A 3557-nucleotide genomic window follows, 5' to 3' on the forward strand; every position below is an offset into this window, starting at 1 on the left:
AGTTGAAACAAACGATGAATGGATTGTTAAACGTACTGGTATTAAAGAACGAAGAATAACAAATGAAGAAGAATTTACAAGTGATATAAGTTATAAAGCCGTAAGAAATTTAATGGAACGATACGATAAATCAGTAGATGACGTCGATATGATTATCGTCTGTACATTAACTCCTGATTTCAAAACTCCAAGCGTGTCTTCATTAGTCCAAGCAAAGCTAGGTATTAAAAATTCTGGAACTATTGATTTAAACGCTGCTTGTGCAGGGTTTACTTATGGATTGCATGTAGCAAATGGATTAATTACTTCTGGTTTACACAAGAAAATTCTTGTTATTGGAGCAGAAACTCTATCTAAAGTTACTGATTATGAGGATAGATCTACCTGTATTTTATTTGGAGATGGTGGAGGAGCAGTACTTGTAGAGTTCGACGAAAAAAAACCAAGTTTTCTATCCTCACATTTGGGTTCAGAGGGGGAAAAAGGAAAAAGCTTATATTGTTCCAATTTATCAAATCGTATGTTTGAAGAGGATTTAATTAATAGTGATAAAATCGTTCAAAATGGACGCGAGGTTTACAAATGGGCTGTTACTACTGTTCCTAAAGGTATGCAAACTGTTATGAAAAATGCATCTATCCCTTTAAGTGATGTTGATTGGTTTGTACCTCATAGTGCAAATTTAAGAATGATTGAATCAATATGTGAAAAAGCTGATTTCCCGATAGAAAAAACATTATATAGCTTAGTTGATTACGGTAATACTTCGTCGGCTACAATCCCATTATCACTAGATAAGGGTATACTTGAAGGGAAAATCAAAAATGGTAACAAGATGTTATTGTATGGCTTCGGTGGTGGTTTGGCATATGCTGGATTATTAATTAATTGGAATATATGATAATTTGTTTATAGCTTTCTTATCTACTTCACACTTTCGTTGTTCATCAATCGGGCGCTTTTCTGAAATAGGAAAGCGTCTTTCTTCATGGAAAGGGCCAGATTGTTGAATAACAAATTTTCACTAAATATTACCAAGTAAGGGTTTGGGAACAATTTAATTACAATTTATGTCTATATTGAAAAAGGGAGGTGTCATTTTGTGGTTAATATTAGGTCTTATTGCTATAGTAGCAACTTTTATAAATCTTTATATGTATACAACAGGTAAAGATTATAAACTTGCGATGACAACCGGGTTATCATTTACAGCACTGACACTCTGTGCAGAACATAGCCTTGTATCTAATTGGGTAAAAGTTGAAGATTGGACGGCTTTATTGGATGTTGCACCTTCTATGGAAAAGGCGTTATGGTTTCTGACAATTGTTTCTATTTTACTAAATATAACACCTATACTTTTAGAACTAAAAAATAAAAAATAATTACTTATTGTTGTTCATTTGGATTTACAACGTTAAGAGCAAAAAGTCCCCAAATCTCGCTTTGGGAAGGTTATACTTTAATTAATTTAAAAGTATAGCGATTTTGATACGGAGGTGTTGAAATGTATACTCAAAAAATAATGTTAGCTTTATTTTTATTTATTTTTCTTTTAACAGGCTGTGGATTAGAAACGAAAACACTTACGGAATTTTATAAAAACGACCTTGAAGATGTTACTAAAATTCAAGTACAAGATGGAGGTACAGGTTATTCAAAAATCACAACAGATAAAAAAGTAATTGATGAGTTTTTGAGTGAAATCAAGGATGTACAATTTATACCTGAAGAAAATCAAGAAGATAGAGCTGGATTCCTTTATTCCATTACCCTTTATGAAGATGAACAAATGACTTTTATATTTACAGAAAATTATGTAAATGACTATTACTATTATACAGAGCCTGATATTTATCCAATAGTTGATAGCTTTTATAAAAATCTCAAAGTTGAAGAAGAATAAGCATTTCCTTATGCAACTAACGATGTCCCTAAGAATGGTAGGTTAGTATTTAAACTAACGGGATACTTTAGTGTAACATGGATTTATAACGCATACATCAATAAACAAAAAAACGTTCCCAAAATCAAAGTTAGGTAACAAAACTTCGTTTGGGGAGCATTTCTTTTTCAACTAACGGAGTGCTTGAGTTGAATAACGATCTTCAATAATCGGGCGCTTTTCCGTAATAAGGAAAGCGTCTTTCTTCATGAAAAGGGCCAGATTGTTGAATAAAATCATTTTCAATTACATTATGTTATCAAACTTGGGTTTGGAAGGTTTTACCTCCATTAACTTAGCAAATCGGTAGAATAGTCAGTAAAATTCCGAGAACACTAAAATGAGGTGTTTTCATATGAAAAAAATTCTTATTTTAATGATTGCTATCTCTCTTTTTACTGTTTTATCGAAGGCGATAGCTACGACAAATGACTATGATGAAATTGCTAGGTCTGATAAAGTGGGCGTTACCATTTATGCAAAAAAGCTAAATGGATATGGATTATATACAAATTTTAAAATTGATTTTCAAGGTAGTATCCTTTCAAAACCTTATTGGATAAACACAACAAGTCCTACTTGGTCTCCTGAAATTATCTACGAGGATATCAGTCAAGATGGAAAGAAAGAGCTAGTTATAATTTTGACTAAAGATATTGGCACGGGTGTTTTAGAACGCGAAGTTCATGTTTTTCAAACGCAACCGCGAAAATCAGATAAAACACAGAGTCAGATACCAGTTGAAGTACCTGTTGATGAACCATTAGCGATATTATTAAAAAACGTAAAGACCGAGTTAACACCAAACAAGGCAAGTGTTAGTATTGGTGACAAGAAATATACAGTTGATATTAAACCTTTGGGTATCCAACCTGGAAATTTATTTGATGAGATATACTTTGGTAATCTTATCAACTTTGAAATAAAAAACAATCAACTTGTTGCAAAGCTCGGAGGACAAATCTCTCCTGTAGGAGGATATATAGGGGATATTCAAATCATCTATATATACAAAGATAAAATGTATCAAGTAAAATCAATTAAATTTATACCTCATGAATAAAGAACGGTCTTCCACAATCGGGCGCTTTCCTGGAAAAATGGAAAGTGCCTTTTAGATTAATTAGAGTTCAAAACTATCACTATTTTTTAGGTTGTTGAATATCCTTGTATGAAAAAATCTTTCATTGAACATAATAGAATTTAGAATTAATAGATTTATAGGTAGGAGAGTGAAAGACACATGTTATTATCCGAAGCATGGAAAAGGTATCAACAGGATAAAAAAATCGAGGGATATTCATCGCTTACATTAAAAACATATTGTTTTCAATACAATCTATTATTACGATTTTTTGGTGATATTGATATGAACGAATTTAATACAGATAGATTAAAGGAATATTTAATACGATCAGGAGACCACTTAAAGCCTTCCAGTTTAGGACATAGGATTCGTTGTGTTAAATCATTATTTAGATGGTCACATGAAGAAGGTTATACTCTAAAAAATCCTGCAGCTAAATTAAAAGAGCCGAAATTAGGTAAAAGGATTCCTAAATTTCTCTCAGAATTAGAGATAGAACATCTAAGGGAAGCTTGTCAAACAACG

4 protein-coding genes and 1 pseudogene are annotated in these 3557 nt (G+C 31.9%); all 5 read left to right on the top strand.

Annotated elements, in window-relative coordinates; all coding sequences use genetic code 11:
• Positions 1-901, top strand: a 901-nt coding sequence (locus RT445_RS23305; protein WP_313471710.1) for a ketoacyl-ACP synthase III, incomplete at its 5' end; no start/stop codon positions are given.
• Positions 902-1100: 199 nt separating this feature from the next.
• Positions 1101-1385, top strand: coding sequence for a hypothetical protein (locus RT445_RS23310; protein WP_274796102.1), 285 nt, complete (start codon positions 1101-1103; stop codon positions 1383-1385).
• A gap of 122 nt (positions 1386-1507) precedes the next feature.
• Complete coding sequence (locus tag RT445_RS23315) at positions 1508-1906, top strand: hypothetical protein (protein ID WP_269897391.1); 399 nt, start codon at positions 1508-1510, stop codon at positions 1904-1906.
• Between the two features lie 394 nt (positions 1907-2300).
• The gene (locus RT445_RS23320; protein ID WP_312505304.1) at positions 2301-3008 is read left to right on the top strand and encodes a hypothetical protein; all 708 of its coding nucleotides are present in this window, start codon (positions 2301-2303) and stop codon (positions 3006-3008) included.
• A 180-nt stretch (positions 3009-3188) separates the two neighbouring features.
• Positions 3189-3557: pseudogene (locus RT445_RS23325) on the top strand (phage integrase N-terminal SAM-like domain-containing protein); the annotation flags it as partial.

Origin of the sequence: Lysinibacillus sp., assembly GCF_032093475.1 — a bacterium.
Taxonomy (GTDB): domain Bacteria; phylum Bacillota; class Bacilli; order Bacillales_A; family Planococcaceae; genus Lysinibacillus; species Lysinibacillus irui.

Excerpts from the sequence above, each read along its gene's own strand:
- RT445_RS23315 (WP_269897391.1), top strand. The coding sequence starts at position 1,508 with ATGTATACTCAAAAAATAATGTTAGCTTTATTTTTATTTATTTTTCTT.
- RT445_RS23320 (WP_312505304.1), top strand. The coding sequence starts at position 2,301 with ATGAAAAAAATTCTTATTTTAATGATTGCTATCTCTCTTTTTACTGTT.